Raw genomic sequence first — 15,228 nt, forward strand, 5'->3', positions numbered from 1 at the left:
TGACCGACTGCAGGGTGGTCCTCTACGATTTCGACCCGAGGGACGAAGTACCGGTCGGGCACTGGTGCACGAACCCGACGCCGTCCCTGCGCGTCCCGGCATCGCTGACACCTCGAGTTGCCGGCCTGAAGTCCTTCAACTTCCTGCTGAGCGACAACACCGGCCACATCGGCAGCTACTACGTCAGCGCCTCCGTGTACGCCGCCCGGCGGGCCGCCGTCTCTGCCCCGACCCTCCCGTACGGCGCACGCGGTAAGGCGAAGGTCGTTGTCCAAGATGCCCACCGGCTCAACACCTGGTCGGCTGCTCCGCGCGGTGTCACCGTCTACCTGCAACGACGGGCCGCCGGTACGACGCGCTGGATCACTCTCGGCTCGGCCAAGACCGTTGCCGGAGGCATCGCTTCGATCCCGTTCACCAGTACGGCGAACGGCGCGTTCCGAGCCGTACTGGCGTCGAGTGTTCCGCACGAGACGGTGATCTCCCCCTCGATCGGGGTGAAGGTCACGTAGTACCGGGGTCAGTCGATCAGGCCCTTGACGATGGTGGTCATGCGGTCGACCGGGATGGCGAAACCGATGCCGATGTTGCCGGAGCGCGAACTCGTGCCCATGGTGGCGATGGCGGTGTTGACGCCGACCACCTGGCCGGCCGCGTTCACCAGTGGGCCGCCCGAGTTGCCCGGGTTGATCGCCGCGTCGGTCTGGATCGCCGACTGACGGTTGCCGTTGTCGCCGAAGCGGGCTTGCCGGTCGACCGCACTGACGATGCCGGCCGTCACCGTTCCTTCCAGGCCGAGTGGTGAGCCGACCGCCAGGACCGGGTCGCCCACGTGGAGCTGCGAGGACCGGCCGAGCGTGAGCGCGCGCAGTCCCTCGACGGTGCCGGTGACCTGGAGCACCGCCAGGTCGTTGTTCGCGTCGACCCCGATGATGTTCGCGTCCACGCGTCGCCCGTTGGACAGGACCAGTGACACATCGCTTGCTCCTTCGACCACATGTGCGTTGGTCACTACGTGCCCCTGCTGGTCGATGGCGAATCCTGAACCGGTCGCCCGACCGGCCCGGACCGAGACCACGCCCGGCAACACACTGGCCGCGGCAGCCGCGATCGAGCCCTGCTGAGCTCCGGTCGACGGAGCATTTGCCTGAGGCAATTCGACCGGAGCGCCCGCAGCCGGCGAGTCACCCCAGTTGCCGGTCACCGCGCCAGCCAAACCGCCGGCCAGCACGGACAGTGCGATACCAGTGGCGAGTACCCGGCCGGTACGGCGTACTGGCGGTGGAGCCGTCACCCCGGCCGGAGGTGCCGCGGCCGGAGAGGGGGGAGCCGGCGCTGCGGAGGCCGGGGTGACGGTGAAGGGGGCGCCGCTGGGCGGGCCGGTGGGGGCGGGCGAGGTCGGCGGAGGCGGGCCAGGCTGGTAGTGCGGGCCACGGAAGGGATGACCGAGATGAGGGCTCACGAGAGGCTCCAAAAGAACTGTTAAGGCAGTCGCGAGAACCAGAGCAGGGACGCCAGGCCGGCCAGCAGTGCGACGGCCAGGGCGATTCCTGCCACCAGGTTGGTGATCTCGCGTTCCTCGGTGGTCCAGCCGATCGACGACTGGAGATCGGAGTAGACGGAGCGCAGTTCCTCGTCGCTCTCCGCGGAGTAGAACGAACCGGAGGTCGCGTCGGCGAGTCCGCGCAGGGACTCGGTGTCGGCGGGGACCGGGATCGACCGGCCTTCGATGTCGACGGTGCCTTGCGGTGTTCCGTACGCGATCGTCGACACCGGTACGCCGGCCTGGACGGCGGCTTCCGCTGCTTCGTCGATCGGGCGGCCCGCGGTGTTGCCACCGTCGGAGAGCAGGACGATCCGGGCCGGTGGTGGGTCGTTGGCCGCGTCGGCGTCCAGGTTCTGCACTGCGGTCAGGCTGGTCAGTACGGCCTCGCCGATCGCGGTGCTGTCGGTCAGCGTCAGCCGGTTGATCGCGTCGACGGTGGCCTGGTGGTTGGTGCTCGGCGGTGCGACGACGTTCGCAGTACGGGCGAAGGAGACCAGGCCGACGTTGAACTGCTCGGGCAGGCTGTTGACGAACTCGGTCGCGGCGCTCTTGGCGACCTCGAACCGGTTGGGTTCGACGTCGGTCGCGGCCATCGAGTTGGAGATGTCCATCGCGACCACGACGGTGGCGCGTTCGCGCGGCACCCGGACGTCGGCGACCGGCCGGGCGATCGCGATCGTGAGCACGGTCAGCGCCGCGAGGAAGGCGAACGCGGGTGCGTGCCGGCGCCAGCCCGGCCGGGTCGGCGCGACCTTCTCCAGCATCGGCAAAGTGGCGAACCGTACGGCGTACTTGCTGCGGCGGCGTTGTGCGATGAGATACGCCACGACCAGCGCCGGGACGATCAGCAGCAGCCAGAGCCACAGCGGTTGCTCGAACTTCATCGGATACCGGTCCTCCCTCGGGGGGTGCGTCGGGTGTTGGCGCGTTTGCGGGCGGTGGCGAAGGCGGCGACGTCGCGCACCCAGTCGGTGTCGGTTCGCAGTACGAGATGAGCCGCACCGGCGGCGCGGATCGCTTGCGCGGTCTCCTCTCGGTGCTCCCGCATCACCGCCGCATACCGCTCCCGCAACCTGCGTTTACTGGTCTGTACTTCGCGCCGCCGCCCAGTCTCGGGATCCACCAAAGTGAGCAACCCAACCTCGGGCAACTCGAGCTCCCGGGGATCAAGAACCTCGACAGCAATCACCTCGTGCCGAGCACCAAGCCGTCGGAGCGGAACCTCCCACCCTTCGGTGTGGAAGTCGGAGACGACTAGTCGGAGGCCGGGGCGGGGGTGTTCTCGGTTTAGCCGGGTTATTGCTTGGGCTAGGTCGGTTTGCGGGTGTTCGCCTGGGGTTGCTCTGGGCAATGAGAGCAGCGTGCGGAGGGTGCGGCGGAGGGCTGGTGGGGTGCCGGCGGCGGGGAGGTGGTGAATCTCATTGCCTAGGGCAACTCTTACGCCGAGGCGGTTGCCGGGGCGGTTGGAGAGCAGGCCGACCGCGCCGACGATGGCGACGGCCAGGTCGCGCTTCTCCGACAGCGCAGTACCGAAGTCCATGCTGGCGGATGCGTCGAGCAGCGCCCAGGTTTCGAGTTCGCGTTCGGCCAGGGGTGCCCGGACGTGTGGTTCGAGGGAGCGGGCCGTGACGTTCCAGTCCATCCGGCGGACGTCGTCCTGACCCGCCTGGTACGGCCGCGCCTCGTTCGGCTCGCTGCCCGGGCCGCTCCGCAAGCCAGTGATCTCGCCGTGCAGAAAGCCTTCCAGCTTTCGTTTCACCGAGAGTTCCAGCGAGCGGAGCGCCCGCTCCCGCCCGGCCAGCAGGTCAGGACCTGTCATGCCGCGGACCCCTGCTGCTGCGCCTGATCGGCCGGTACGACGTGCGGCTGCTCGACAGCGTGCAGCACTCGGGAAACGACCGCCCGCGGATCGATGCCGTCGGCAAGCGCATCGAAGGCCAGCACGAGCCGGTGCGCCATCACGTCATGCGCCACGTCGTACACATCGACGGGCAACACATAATCCCTGCCCCGCAGCAACGCGAGCGCACGACCAGCCGCGACCAGACCGAGCGTGGCCCGCGGGCTCACGCCGAACTCCAGTACGCCGCCGAGATCGTCGATCCCGTACTGCTGCGGCGCTCGCGTCGCGTGCACCAGCCGGACGACGTACTCCGCCACCGCGTTGTGGACGAAGACGTCTTCCGTTGCCTCCTGCAACTCACTCACCATGGCGGGCGTCAGCACCGCGTTGGCGTGCGGGCGGTGTGAGCTCATCCGCTGCAGGATGGTGAGCTCCTCCAGCGGCGTCGGGTAGTCGACGGTGATCTTGAGCAGGAACCGGTCGCGCTGAGCCTCGGGCAACGCGTAGACGCCCTCGGATTCGATCGGGTTCTGGGTGGCGAGCACGAGGAACGGCTCGGGCAGCGGGTAGCTGACGCCCCCGATGCTGACCTGGTTCTCGGCCATTGCCTCCAGCAACGCCGACTGCACCTTGGCGGGCGCGCGGTTGATCTCGTCGGCGAGCACGAGGTTGGCGAAAATCGGGCCGAGCTCGGTGTCGAACCCTTCCGCCGACGGCCGCCAGATCCGGGTGCCGACGATGTCGCCCGGCACCAGGTCGGGGGTGAACTGCAACCGCGCGAACCGCCCGCCGATCACCTCCGCGAGGGTCCGGACGGCCAGCGTCTTGGCGACGCCCGGCACCCCTTCCAGCAGGCAGTGGCCGCGAGCCAGCAGGCCCACCAGCATCCGCTCCACCAATTGGTCCTGCGCGACAACGACCCGCTTCACCTCGAAGAGAGCACGCTCGAGTACTGCGGTCATGCGTTGCTCTGCGGGTTGGTCTGGCTCTGCTCCGGCTGGCTCGGCTGGGCGCCTTCGGTGCCGCCACCCTGGCCGGCGCCGCCCTTGTCCGGGCAGTCCTTTCCATCGCGCGCCGCGCCCGTGCCGTTCGGCGCAGTGCCGGTGCCTGGTCCGGTCTCGGTGCCAGAGGTGTTGCCGGCCGTGGCCGGCCCCTCTTCCACCGTCACGTAGCCCTGGTCGGGGGACGGGTCGTTGCCGGCGGCGTACGCGAAACCGCCCACGCCCAACGCGGCGGCGGCGACCGCAGTACCGAGCAGGAGGCGCTTGCCGGGGAGATTCATGCTGACTCCTTCGAGATCGGATGATGGGCCCAGATCATCAGGCGGCCCCGAAAACGACCGGAAAGCAGAGCGAAAGCTCACCGAAAGAGCACCCCGTGCCCGGCGCGGGACACGGCTACCTTTGACTCGTGCGACTACTGGTGGTGGAAGACGAGGAAGGTCTGGTCAGCGCGCTGCGCTCGGGACTCGGCCGGGCCGGCTATGCAGTGGACACCGCGCTGACCGGTGCCGAGGCGGTCGAGAAGCTAGCGACCACGCCGTACGATCTGGCGATTCTCGACATCACGTTGCCCGACACGAGCGGCCTCGACCTGTGCCGCGCGGTCCGCCGCGGCGAGATCGAAGTGGCCTCCGGGCGTGAGCTGCGGGTGCTGATGCTGACCGCCCGGGCCTCCCTCGCCGATCGGGTGCGCGGCCTCGACCAGGGCGCGGACGACTACTTGACCAAGCCGTTCGCGCTGGTCGAACTGCTGGCCAGGATTCGCGCGCTGCTCCGCCGTGACGTGACCAACGGGACCACCCAATTGCACGTTGGGGAGCTCGTCCTGGACAGCTCCCGCCACCAGGCGACCAGGGCCGGCCGCGAGCTTCCGCTGACCCTGAAGGAGTTCGGCGTACTGCGCTATCTCATGTCGCGGCCCGGCCATGTCGTCTCGGCCGAGGAACTGCTCGAACACGTCTGGGACGAGAACGCCGATCCGTTCACCCAGAGCGTCCGCGTGACGGTCGGCACCCTGCGTCGCAAGCTCACCGTGGAAGGCGAGGAGCCCTTGCTGGAAACGGTGATCGGGCGCGGCTACCGGCTCCGAGGTGAGACGTGAACCGGCTGAACCTGCCGCCGTGGACCCAGACCATCCGGTTCCGCCTGACGCTGGCCTATTCCGCGGTCCTGATCGGTCTGTCGGCCCTCGTGCTCGGCAGCCTGTACTTCGCGCTGTCGGCCTACCTCGACCCGCAGCCGCTCGACCCGATCACGGTCAAGAAGGTCTACACCGACGAGCACGGCAACTACAAACCCAAGCCAGGCCAGACCTTCCAGGCCGCGGACCTGGCCAGCATCCAGTCCGCGGTCAACTACAAGACGCTGGAAACGCTGAAGACCTATTCGGCGGCAGGGATGGGCGGGCTGCTGATCCTCAGCCTCGGTACCGGCTGGTGGTTGTCCGGCCGCGCGCTCCGCCCGGTACGCCGGATCACCGCGACGGCGCAGGACATCTCCGCGACCGACCTGTCCCGCCGGATCGCGCTCGACGGTCCGCGCGACGAACTGCGCAACCTCGCCGACACGGTGGACGACATGCTCGAACGGCTGGAGTCAGCGTTCGTGGCGCAACGCCAACTCGTCGACGACGCGTCGCACGAGCTGCGCAACCCGTTGGCGGTGATCCAGGCCAATGTGGACGCAGTACTGGCGCACGACGACACTTCGTCGGAGGACCGGGCCCAGGCGACAGCGATCGTTTCGCGCGCGATCCAGCGGATGACCCGGCTGGTGGAGGACCTGCTCGCTTCGGCCCGGCGGTCGTCACCTGCCTTCGTGGACGCCGATGTGGACCTGGCCGCGATCGCGGGCGAGGCCGCCGAGGAGTACGCGCTCCTGGCCGCCGACCGAGAGCTTCGCCTGGTACGACGTCTGTCGCCCGGCCCGATCGCAGCGGGAGACGCCCAGGCGCTTCGCCGGGCGGTCGACAACCTGCTGTCCAACGCCGTCCGGCTGGCCCGAGGCGGCAGCGAGCTCGTCCTGGCGGTCGGGAGTCGCAGCGGCTGGGCGTGGATCGCCGTACGGGACGAAGGGCCGGGCATTGCCGTCGAGGACACCGATCGCGTCTTCGACCGGTTCTTCCGCTCCGGCCAGCGCCAGCCACCCGCGACGGTCCCGCTGAACAGTCCGTCCAACGGCCCGTCGACGGGTCAACGCCGGGCCGGCCTCGGGCTGGCCATCGTCCGCCAGATCGCCGAGTCCCACGGCGGCACGGTCGCCCTGCACTCCGAAGTCGGCGTCGGCTCGACCTTCATCCTCTGGCTCCCCGAACGCTCCCTCACCAACACCACCCGCCGCTCCCCCACCCCGCCACCCGAGGACCCCCTGGGGGCGCGACCCTAGCGCTGGGCCAGCAGGGGGCGGGTGCCGGACAGGACTGCGGCGTAGCGGGCGCGGATTTGGGCGGCGTCCTCGTCCGTGAGCACCGGTGACTCGGGCTTGCTCATGGCGACTTCCCAGGTCGGGACGGCACCCGAGACGGCCCACGCTGCTTGGCGGGCCGCGCCGAGAGCGACGTACTCGGCCGGCTCAGGCAAGACCACCGGTGCACCCAGCAGAGCCGGTGCAAGAGCCTGTACTGCGCGGGAGCGCGCAGCACCGCCAAGCAGCAAGACCCGGTTGACCGGCACACCCTGGACTCGCAGGGCGTCGACTGCGTCGGCCAGGCCGCACAGCATGCCTTCCACCGCGGCCCGAGCCATCGTGGCGGGCTGGGCCGTAGTACGGGTGAGTCCGTAGATGAGGCCGGTCGAGTGCGGCAGGTCGGGAGTCCGCTCGCCGTCCAGGTAGGGCAGCATGACCAGGCCTGCGCTGCCAGGTGAAGTGAGAGCGGCTTCGTCCAGCTCGGCGAGGTCCATGCCGAGCAGTTGAGCCGTTGCCGAGAGCACCCGAGCCGCGTTCAGCGTGCAGACCAAGGGCAAGTAGCCGCCGGTCGCGTCCGCGAAGCCGGCGACGAAGCCGCTCGGATCGGTTGTCGGGGCGACGGCCCTGGCGAACGCAGTACCGCTGGTCCCCAATGAGACCGCGACATCCCCCGGCTGGAGGTCAAGGCCGAGTGCTGCACCCATGTTGTCGCCTGTGCCCGCAGCAAGCGCGATTCCGGATGCAGTCTGGCCAACAACCTCTGAAGGCCCGGCTACGCGCGGCAGCTGCAACGAGCGACCGAAGGCGAGCTCGACCAGGTCGGGCCGGTAGTCGTTGGTCGTCGGCGACCACCACCCAGTACCGGACGCGTCACCCCGATCCGTGGTCAGGTCGGCGATGCCGGACCGGTCCGCCGCGAGCTGGTGGGTCAGCCAGTCGTGCGGCAACGCCACCGCCTCGGCACGAGCGGCCGCATCGGGAGCAGCGCCGCGAACCCAGCGCAGCTTGGTCACCGTGAAACTCGGCACGGGCACAGAGCCGGTGGCGGCAGCCCAGGCTTCGGGACCGCCAAGCTCGGAGACCAGCTCGGTCGTAGCCGCGGCGGAGCTGGTGTCGTTCCACAGCACTGCCGGGTGAACGACCTCACCAGCGCCGTCCAGGAGAACCATCCCGTGCTGCTGGCCGGCGACGGACAGAGCCGCGACCCCGTCGAGCAGCCCGTCGGACGCGATCTGCCAGGCCTTCCACCACTCGGCCGGGTCGACCTGGGTGGCGTCAGGATGCGGGGCACGGCCTTCCCGCAGTACCTCGCCGGTGTTCGCGTCGCACACGACGACCTTGGTTGCCTGGGTCGAGCAGTCCACCCCGGCAACCAGTCTCGGGTCACTCATCCATATCCCTCTCGGTTGAAACATGCCGCAGTACTTCGCGGGCGAGGTCGGTCGTCGTCACCAGGGTGCTGACCAGACCGGCCCGGACCGCGGCGATCACCGCCGGGGCGCGATGGCTGCCCGCGGCCAATGCGACCCGTTCCGCCGGGCGGCGGAGCTGGTCGACCGAGACCGCGATGATCATCTGCTCCAACGGTGACTGGACCAGTCTGCCGTCCGGATCCAGCAGATGCCCACTGACCTCGGCGATTGCGCCACCGGCCTGGCCTTGCGCGCGGATCTCCTCCGAGACCGCGTCCCAGACCGTCGAGCAGCCGGCCCGCCAGGCGCCGATGGCAACGACCGAGATGTCGAGGCCGTCGGCAAGTGCCAGGGTGTCGGCGATGCCGGGCTGCCTGCGCAGAGCGGCGACGGCAGCGACGTCGTCCACCACCAGCGGCGCGTGGACGGCGTGCGCAGTACCGCCTGCCAGGGCCGCGGCTCGGCGGGCGAGGTCCATCGTGCTGCCGCCGCCCGCGGGTGAGTGCAGTGAGCCGGCCATCTGGATCACCGTGCAGGCGGGCAGTGCGTCGAGGTGGTCGACCATCGCGTCGACGGCCCGGCTCCAGGTCAGACCGAGCAGATCACCGTCGCGTACCAGCGGTGCGAGCGTCCGGGCAGCAGCCTCAGCCACCTGGTCGCGGACCTGCTCGGGCGAGCCGGAGGTGTGGGCGACTACGCAGCGCGGCAGGTCGAGGACGTGCGCGAGCTGCTCGGACAGGCTGCGGTCGATCGGGCTCGGGTTCTTGATCTGGATCTGGACGATGCCCCGGCTGCGGGCGTCCTCGAGCAGCCGGGCGACCTTGAACCGGCTCAGGTCGAGCTGCTTGGCGATGTCGACCTTGGAGGTGTTGTCCAGGTAGTAGCGGCGGGCGACCTCGGCCAGCAGCTCGTCGTCGTCATCGCCATCCCCGAGCAGCTGTCCCCGGCTGTTCACCGTCACCCCGCCACCAATCCTTCTCCCGTGTTTCTCCGGCACCGTAACCGGTTAAGGCTGCTTGCCGCGAGTGGTTCCAGCCGGTGGTCAGCCCGCCCGCGCCTCCAGCGTGGCCCGGGCGCCGTGCTCGTGCAGTGAGGCCAGCGCGGACGTGTAGGCGCGCACGAATCGCTCGTCCTCCACGAGGTCACCGAACAGGTCCCGGTCGGACACGAAGAGCAGCGGGTCCTCCCGGTTGTGCTGGGCTCGCTCGACCAGTTTGTCCCGCAACCGGTCCACCACCACGATCGGCTCGCCCTGCTCGTCCACGCCCTCGGCGTACCGCGCCCAGGAGGCGACGACGAGCGCGGCGTGCTCGATCCCTCGGCCGGCGGCGAGCTGTTCGCGGACGACGGGCAGCAGCCATTTCGGGATCCGGTCCGAGCTCTCCGCGCAGAGTCGCGCGAGCGTGTCGCGCACTTCGGGGTTGGCGAACCGCTCGATGAGTTGGTGCTTGTAGCGGTCCAGGTCGACACCCGGTACCGGCGGCAGGGTCGGCGTACCTTCGGTGTCCATGTAGCCGAGCAGGAAGTCGACGAACAGCTTGTCCTGGCACACCTCGTGCGCATAGCGGTAGCCGGCCAGATATCCCAAGTAGCAAAGGGCTTGGTGGCTCGCGTTGAGCAGCCGCAACTTCATCAACTCGTACGGCTCGACGTCGTCCACCAACTGCACCCCGACATCCTCGTACTGCGGCCTGCCGGCGCCGAAGTCGTCCTCGAGCACCCACTGGGTGAACGGCTCGCAGACGACCGGCCAGCCGTCCTCGATGCCGAATCGCTCGGCCAGCGCGGCCTTGTCCTCGTCGGCGGTGACCGGCGTGATCCGGTCGACCATGCAGTTCGGGAAGCGCACCTCGCGCTCGATCCAGTCGGCCAGGTCAGCGTCCTTCAGCCGGGCGAACGCGGTCAGCATCTTGCGGGCCACATGCCCGTTGCCCGGGATGTTGTCGCAGGACATCACCGTGAACGGCGGCGCCCCGGCCGCCCGGCGCCGGGCCAGCGCCTCGATGATGAAGCCGAACGCGCTCCCCGGCAGCGCGCCCGGCTCCAGGTCCGCGGCCAGGCCGGGATCGGAAGCATCCAGCTCACCGGTCACCTGGTTCACGTGGTACCCGCCCTCGGTGATCGTCAGCGAGACGATCCGGGTGTCGGGATCGACCATCCGGGTCAGCACCACCTCCGGGTCGTCCGGCGCGAACAGGTAGTCGACGATCGAGCCGATCACCCGCGGCTCCAGCGTCCCGTCCGGGTACTTGACCACCAACGTGTACAGGCAGTCCTGCGCCGCCATCACGTCGGCCATCCCCCGGTCCTGGGGCAGGACGCCGACTCCACAGATGCCCCAGTCGAGTGCCTTGCCCTCGTTCATCAGCCGGTCCAGGTACATCGCCTGATGCGCACGGTGGAACCCGCCCACTCCGAAGTGCACGATGCCGGGGCGGACCGCAGTACGGTCATAAGCCGGTACGCCGACCTGCTCGCCGAGGGATGCCACGCTGGCCGAGTTGAGCTTGTGCAATCTCATTTGACCGCCCCGAGCGACAGACCCTGGACGAGCTTGTCCTGTGCCGCGAAGCCGGCGATCAGGACGGGCAGCGACACGACCAGGGACGCCGCGCAGACCTTCGCGAGGAACAGGCCCTGGCTGGTGACGAAACCCGTCAGGAACACCGGCGCGGTCTGAGCCACCGTGCCCGTGAGCACGCGGGCGAACAGGAGCTCGTTCCAGCTGAAGATGAAGCAGATCAGGGCCGCCGACGCGATGCCCGGCGTCACCACCGGAGCGACCACCGAGCGCAGCGTGCGGACCAGGCCGGCGCCGTCGACCGACGCCGCCTCGAGGATCTCGACCGGTACTTCGGCCAGGAAGCTGCGCAGCATCCAGACCGCGATCGGCAGGTTCATCGAGGTGTAGAGCACGATCAGCAGCCAGATGTTGTCCAGCAGCCCGGTGACCTGCGCGAACAGGTAGATCGGCAGCAGGCCCGCGACCACCGGCAGCATCTTCGTGGAGAGGAAGAAGAACAGCACGTCGGTCCACTTCTTCACCGGCTTGATCGACAGCGCGTACGCCGCCGGGAAGGCCAGCAGAATGACCAGGAGCGTGGACAGGATGCTCGCGGTCAGCGAGTTCGCGATCGACGGCCAAGGGCCGGTGTCGAAGAACGAGCGGTAGCCGTCGAGGGTCAGCGGCGCCGCGATGGCCGGCGGGTTCTGCGCGGCGTCGGGCTCGGCGTGGAAGGACGTCAGCGCCATCCACAGCACCGGGAGCACGAACAGCACTCCGACGATCCAGGCCAGCGCGCTCAACGCCATCCCGCCGCCGCGGTTCTTCCGCTTGCCGGTCACGATCGTCACGTGGCTCATCGGCCCTCCTCCTTGAACAGGGTGGACACGGAACGGAGCGCGAAGGTGGCGATCAGGATCGTGCCGATCACCACGATGACGCCCGCGGCCGAGGCCCGGCCGTAGTCGTGGGCGGTGTAGAAGGTCTGGTAGATCGAGTACGGCAGGTTCGCCGTACCGAGGCCGCCGGAGGTAATGGTGAAGACGGCGTCGAAGTTCTGGACGACGTAGATCGAGCCGAGCAGCGCGCTCAGTTCGAGGTACTGACGCAGGTGCGGCAACGTCATGTAGCGGAAGATGTCCCACTGGCCCGCGCCGTCGATGCCCGCGGCCTCGATCACGTCGAGCGGACGGCTCTGCAGCCCGGCCAGCAGGATCAGCATCATGAACGGCGTCCATTGCCAGACCAGCGCGAAGATCACCGACCACAACGGCTGGTTGCTGATCCAGTCCGGTTGCGGAGCGTTGTCCCCGAAGATCCAGGTCAGCACACCGTTGAAGAGCCCGTACTCCGGGTTGTAGAGCGCGTGCTTCCAGAGCAGAGCCGCCGCGACCGGTACGACGAGGAACGGCGTGATCATCATCGTCCGGACCGCGCCACGACCGCGGAACCTGCGGTCGAGCAACAGCGCGATGCCCAGGCCGAGCAGCAGGCTGATCAGGACGACCGCCGCCGTCAGCAGGATGGTCACCAGGATTGCCTGGCGGGTGTTCGCATCGGTCAGCACCCGGCGGAAGTTGTCGATCCCGGCGAACCCGCGCTCGTCGGGGTAGTAGGCGTTCCAGTCCATGAACGACGTGATGATCGTGACCACGAACGGCAGCTGGGTGACGATGATCATGAACACCAGCGCCGGCAGCAACGGCGCCCGCCGGGCCCAGTCACCGGTACGGCGCATCAGGGTGCTGTTGTTGCTGGGCGGCTTGGCCGCATGACGGCCCGGTCGGACTTCGGCTTCGACAGTCATGTCAGCCTCACTTCGCTTCTCTGGCGCGATAGCGCTCGGCCACGTCGTCGGCGAGTTCCTGGCCGCGTTTCAGTGCTTCGTCGACGCTCATCCGGCCGGCGATCGCCGAGCTGACGTCCTGGCTGACCTGGGTACCGAGGTCGGGGAACTCGGGGATGTCGACGAACTGGATCCCGATCGCCGGCCGCGGCTGCACGCCGGGGTTGCGCGGGTCGGCGGTCTCGATCGCTTGCTTGGTCGGATCCGCGAAGGCCGCCGCCTCCTTGCGGTACGCCGGGTTCTCGTACGTCGAGGCGCGTTTGCCGGCCGGGACGCGGGACCAGCCGAGCTCCTTGCCGACGAGCTCCTCGTACTGCTTGCTCGACGCCCAGGAGATGAACTTCCAGGCGTTGTCCTTCTTCTTGCTTGCTTCCTGGATGCTCCACGACCAGGCGTACAGCCAGCCGGAGCTGTCGGTCTTCACGACCGGGGCCGGGGCGTAGCCCATCTTTCCTTTCACGGGTGAGTTCGGTGCTTCGAGCGAACCGGCGGCCGACGTCGCGTCGTACCACATCGCAACGTTGCCCTGGACAAGGTTGTTGAGGCATTCGGTGAAGCCGGCCTGGGGTGCGCCGAGCTCACCGTGGTTGCGGACCAGATCGACGTAGAACTTGGTCGCTTCGGTGAACTCCGGTGAGTTGACCTTCGCCTGCCAGTCCTCGGTGAACCAGGTGCCGCCGAACGTGTTCACGACCGTGGTCAGTGGGGCGAAGAGTTGTCCCCAACCGGGCTGGCCGCGCAGGCAGATACCGCGCATACCGGGCTGGGCGTTGTCCACCTTCGCGGCGATGTCGGCGACCTGCTGCCAGGTCGGCTTGGCCGGCATCTCGATTCCCTTGGCCTGCAGGACATCCTTGCGGTACATCAGGAACGATGACTCGCCGTAGAACGGTTCGCCGTACACCTTGCCGTCCTCGCCGGACATCGACTCGGTCATCGGCTTCAGTACGTCGTCCTGGTCGAATGTCTGGTCCTGGGCGATGTACTCGGTGAGCGGGGCGATCCACTTGCTCTTGGCGTAGATCGGGATCTCGAAGTTGCTCAGCGAGGCGACGTCGTACTGGCCGGCCTGGCTGGAGAACTCCTGGCTGATCTTGTCGCGCACGTCGTTCTCGGGCAGGACGGTGTAGTTGACCTTGATCCCGGTCTGCTTGGTGAAGTTGTCGGCGGTCAGCTTCTGCAGGTCGACCATCTGCGGGTTGTTCACCATCAGCACGTTGATGCTGTCGGCGCCACCACCTCCCGCGCCACCACCCCAGCCCGCGCAGCCGCTCACTCCACTCACCAGAAGGAGTGCGACGACCAAACCCCCGCTCCGTTTGCGCTTGTCCAGCACAGGCTGCTCCTTCGCGATCGGCGGTCCCGCTCAGATGAGCAGCTCCCTGCTCATTATTGAGTGAACCGGGAGGCTTGGGTCGGTGTCAAGAGCTCGCGCAACAGTCGAGCACAGTGATGCTCATATGAGCGGCATGCTTGCAGGTTTTGCTGGTTCGTTTGAGCGACTGCTCGCCGGTTGGGTGGCGGCTTGTCGGGCGGCCTAGCCGGAATGCGGTCCAGCCGCCAGACTGAGCCGTGATGCCTGAGGTCGAGACCCGCCTGCTCGGCGGCACCGCCAACCGTGGGCTGGTGGTGCGAGTCGGCCAGACCGTACGCCGCCCGCTGCGGGCGAGCAGCCCTGCCGTCCACGCCCTGCTCGACCACCTCCACGGAGTCGGCTTCGACGCCGCGCCCGCCTTCCTCGGTGTCGACGACCAGGGTCGCGAGGTGCTGACCTACGTGCCGGGCGAGACCGTCACAGCGCCGTACCCGGCCTGGTCGATGACCGACGTGGCTCTGGAGAGCGTGGCCCACCTGCTGCGCCGGTACCACGAGGCAGTCGCCGGCTTCGACCCAGTCGGATACACCTGGGCCGAACCCGTACCACCGGAGTACGACGAAGGCCTGGTCGGCCACAACGACCCGAACCTCGACAACATCGTCTTCCGCGACGGCCTGGCAGTAGCCCTCATCGACTTCGACCTGGCCGGTCCCGGCTCAGCCTTGTGGGACGTCGCAGCCGCGGCCCGCCTGTGGGCCCCCCTCCGCCCCGACGCCGACATCCACGACCCCCGCCAAGGCCACGCCCTAACGCGCCTCCGCCGCTTCGCCGACGCCTACGGCCTGACCAACGCCGACCGCGTCCGACTCGTAGACGCGGCAGCCGCCAACCACATCTGGTGCATGGACTACGTCCGCCGAGGAGCCGAATCCGGCCACCCCTGGTTCCACCAACGCTGGACCACCGGCGAATCCACCCTCACCACCCGAACCAACCACTGGTTCACCACCCACCACGACGTACTACTGAAGTGCCTGGCCGACTGATTCCCCCACGCGCCCTCCGCCCGCTCGCTCCTCCGTCGCTCGCCCGCTCCGGCCGCTCTGGGCTTGCCCCCGTTGGGTGGACACCTTGTCTGGCGAGATGTTGATCTCGTGGGAAGGATGTCGTTATGGGTAAGGCGAGGAAGTACACGCCGGAGTTTCGTCGGGAGGCGGCTCGGTTGGTGATCGAGTCGGATCGGCCGATTGCTCAGGTTGCTCGGGAGATCGGGGTGGGGCCGCAGTTGTTGTCGCGGTGGGTGCTGCTGGACAAGGCCGGGCAGTTGGAGCCGGGCGGGGCGAGTCCTCCAAC

Annotated in this window: 16 protein-coding genes; 5 read left to right on the forward strand and 11 right to left on the reverse strand. The window is 68.6% G+C overall.

Annotated elements, in window-relative coordinates; translation table 11 throughout:
- The first annotated feature begins 14 nt into the window (after positions 1 to 14).
- The gene (locus tag AB0F51_RS39075) at positions 15 to 512 is read left to right on the forward strand and encodes a hypothetical protein (protein ID WP_360288822.1); all 498 of its coding nucleotides are present in this window, start codon (positions 15 to 17) and stop codon (positions 510 to 512) included.
- An 8-nt stretch (positions 513 to 520) separates the two neighbouring features.
- Here the strand turns inward: AB0F51_RS39075 and AB0F51_RS39080 are convergent, their stop codons facing one another.
- The 5 genes from AB0F51_RS39080 to AB0F51_RS39100 are packed head-to-tail and all read right to left on the reverse strand — an operon-like array spanning position 521 to position 4,671.
- Entirely contained in the window at positions 521 to 1,462 is a 942-nt protein-coding gene (locus AB0F51_RS39080) for a trypsin-like peptidase domain-containing protein (RefSeq protein WP_360288824.1), read from the reverse strand.
- 20 nt (positions 1,463 to 1,482) lie between these two features.
- Complete coding sequence (locus tag AB0F51_RS39085; RefSeq protein WP_360288826.1) at positions 1,483 to 2,430, reverse strand: VWA domain-containing protein; 948 nt, start codon at positions 2,428 to 2,430, stop codon at positions 1,483 to 1,485.
- On the reverse strand, positions 2,427 to 3,365 hold the full coding sequence (locus AB0F51_RS39090; RefSeq protein ID WP_360288828.1) for a DUF58 domain-containing protein: 939 nt from the start codon (positions 3,363 to 3,365) through the stop codon (positions 2,427 to 2,429). Before AB0F51_RS39090 ends, AB0F51_RS39085 begins: the two co-directional genes overlap by 4 nt.
- The gene (locus AB0F51_RS39095) at positions 3,362 to 4,351 is read right to left on the reverse strand and encodes a MoxR family ATPase (RefSeq protein ID WP_360288830.1); all 990 of its coding nucleotides are present in this window, start codon (positions 4,349 to 4,351) and stop codon (positions 3,362 to 3,364) included. The genes AB0F51_RS39090 and AB0F51_RS39095 overlap by 4 nt, the downstream gene beginning before the upstream one ends.
- Entirely contained in the window at positions 4,348 to 4,671 is a 324-nt protein-coding gene (locus AB0F51_RS39100; protein WP_360288831.1) for a hypothetical protein, read from the reverse strand. The genes AB0F51_RS39095 and AB0F51_RS39100 overlap by 4 nt, the downstream gene beginning before the upstream one ends.
- Positions 4,672 to 4,799: 128 nt before the next feature.
- Between AB0F51_RS39100 and AB0F51_RS39105 the strand changes: the two genes are divergently transcribed.
- Together AB0F51_RS39105 and AB0F51_RS39110 are read left to right on the forward strand one after the other, a co-directional pair.
- Positions 4,800 to 5,492, forward strand: a complete 693-nt coding sequence (locus tag AB0F51_RS39105) for a response regulator transcription factor (RefSeq protein ID WP_360288833.1) — start codon at positions 4,800 to 4,802, stop codon at positions 5,490 to 5,492.
- On the forward strand, positions 5,489 to 6,775 hold the full coding sequence (locus AB0F51_RS39110) for a HAMP domain-containing sensor histidine kinase (RefSeq protein ID WP_360288835.1): 1,287 nt from the start codon (positions 5,489 to 5,491) through the stop codon (positions 6,773 to 6,775). The genes AB0F51_RS39105 and AB0F51_RS39110 overlap by 4 nt, the downstream gene beginning before the upstream one ends.
- On the opposite strand, the gene xylB is transcribed toward AB0F51_RS39110, so the two are convergent.
- The 6 genes from xylB to AB0F51_RS39140 all read right to left on the reverse strand — a co-directional run bounded on the left by xylB (position 6,772) and on the right by AB0F51_RS39140 (position 13,842).
- A complete protein-coding gene (xylB, locus tag AB0F51_RS39115; protein ID WP_360288837.1) occupies positions 6,772 to 8,187 on the reverse strand; it encodes a xylulokinase in 1,416 nt (471 codons plus the stop codon). The genes AB0F51_RS39110 and xylB overlap by 4 nt on opposite strands.
- Positions 8,180 to 9,169 (reverse strand): sugar-binding domain-containing protein, encoded by a 990-nt coding sequence (locus tag AB0F51_RS39120; protein ID WP_360288839.1) that lies wholly within the window; start codon positions 9,167 to 9,169, stop codon positions 8,180 to 8,182. The genes xylB and AB0F51_RS39120 overlap by 8 nt, the downstream gene beginning before the upstream one ends.
- A gap of 81 nt (positions 9,170 to 9,250) precedes the next feature.
- Positions 9,251 to 10,729, reverse strand: coding sequence for a mannitol dehydrogenase family protein (locus AB0F51_RS39125; protein ID WP_360288841.1), 1,479 nt, complete (start codon positions 10,727 to 10,729; stop codon positions 9,251 to 9,253).
- Positions 10,726 to 11,571 (reverse strand): carbohydrate ABC transporter permease, encoded by an 846-nt coding sequence (locus tag AB0F51_RS39130; RefSeq protein ID WP_360288843.1) that lies wholly within the window; start codon positions 11,569 to 11,571, stop codon positions 10,726 to 10,728. Before AB0F51_RS39130 ends, AB0F51_RS39125 begins: the two co-directional genes overlap by 4 nt.
- The gene (locus AB0F51_RS39135; RefSeq protein WP_360288845.1) at positions 11,568 to 12,518 is read right to left on the reverse strand and encodes a sugar ABC transporter permease; all 951 of its coding nucleotides are present in this window, start codon (positions 12,516 to 12,518) and stop codon (positions 11,568 to 11,570) included. Before AB0F51_RS39135 ends, AB0F51_RS39130 begins: the two co-directional genes overlap by 4 nt.
- Positions 12,519 to 12,525: 7 nt before the next feature.
- Positions 12,526 to 13,842, reverse strand: a complete 1,317-nt coding sequence (locus tag AB0F51_RS39140) for a sugar ABC transporter substrate-binding protein (RefSeq protein WP_360288847.1) — start codon at positions 13,840 to 13,842, stop codon at positions 12,526 to 12,528.
- Positions 13,843 to 14,132: 290 nt separating this feature from the next.
- Between AB0F51_RS39140 and AB0F51_RS39145 the strand changes: the two genes are divergently transcribed.
- Together AB0F51_RS39145 and AB0F51_RS39150 are read left to right on the forward strand one after the other, a co-directional pair.
- Entirely contained in the window at positions 14,133 to 14,921 is a 789-nt protein-coding gene (locus AB0F51_RS39145) for a phosphotransferase (RefSeq protein ID WP_360288849.1), read from the forward strand.
- Positions 14,922 to 15,046: 125 nt separating this feature from the next.
- Positions 15,047 to 15,228: transposase (locus tag AB0F51_RS39150; protein ID WP_360288851.1), on the forward strand; the 182-nt coding region annotated here is incomplete at its 3' end.

Source organism: Kribbella sp. NPDC023855, assembly GCF_040639475.1.
GTDB lineage: Bacteria > Actinomycetota > Actinomycetes > Propionibacteriales > Kribbellaceae > Kribbella.

What these genes read in the sequence shown, in the direction of transcription:
- AB0F51_RS39085 (WP_360288826.1), bottom strand. Translation starts at nt 2,430, where the DNA reads ATGAAGTTCGAGCAACCGCTGTGGCTCTGGCTGCTGCTGATCGTCCCG.
- AB0F51_RS39090 (WP_360288828.1), bottom strand. Translation starts at nt 3,365, where the DNA reads ATGACAGGTCCTGACCTGCTGGCCGGGCGGGAGCGGGCGCTCCGCTCG.
- AB0F51_RS39095 (WP_360288830.1), bottom strand. Translation starts at nt 4,351, where the DNA reads ATGACCGCAGTACTCGAGCGTGCTCTCTTCGAGGTGAAGCGGGTCGTT.
- AB0F51_RS39100 (WP_360288831.1), bottom strand. Translation starts at nt 4,671, where the DNA reads ATGAATCTCCCCGGCAAGCGCCTCCTGCTCGGTACTGCGGTCGCCGCC.
- xylB (WP_360288837.1), bottom strand. Translation starts at nt 8,187, where the DNA reads ATGAGTGACCCGAGACTGGTTGCCGGGGTGGACTGCTCGACCCAGGCA.
- AB0F51_RS39125 (WP_360288841.1), bottom strand. Translation starts at nt 10,729, where the DNA reads ATGAGATTGCACAAGCTCAACTCGGCCAGCGTGGCATCCCTCGGCGAG.
- AB0F51_RS39130 (WP_360288843.1), bottom strand. Translation starts at nt 11,571, where the DNA reads ATGAGCCACGTGACGATCGTGACCGGCAAGCGGAAGAACCGCGGCGGC.
- AB0F51_RS39135 (WP_360288845.1), bottom strand. Translation starts at nt 12,518, where the DNA reads ATGACTGTCGAAGCCGAAGTCCGACCGGGCCGTCATGCGGCCAAGCCG.
- AB0F51_RS39145 (WP_360288849.1), top strand. Translation starts at nt 14,133, where the DNA reads ATGCCTGAGGTCGAGACCCGCCTGCTCGGCGGCACCGCCAACCGTGGG.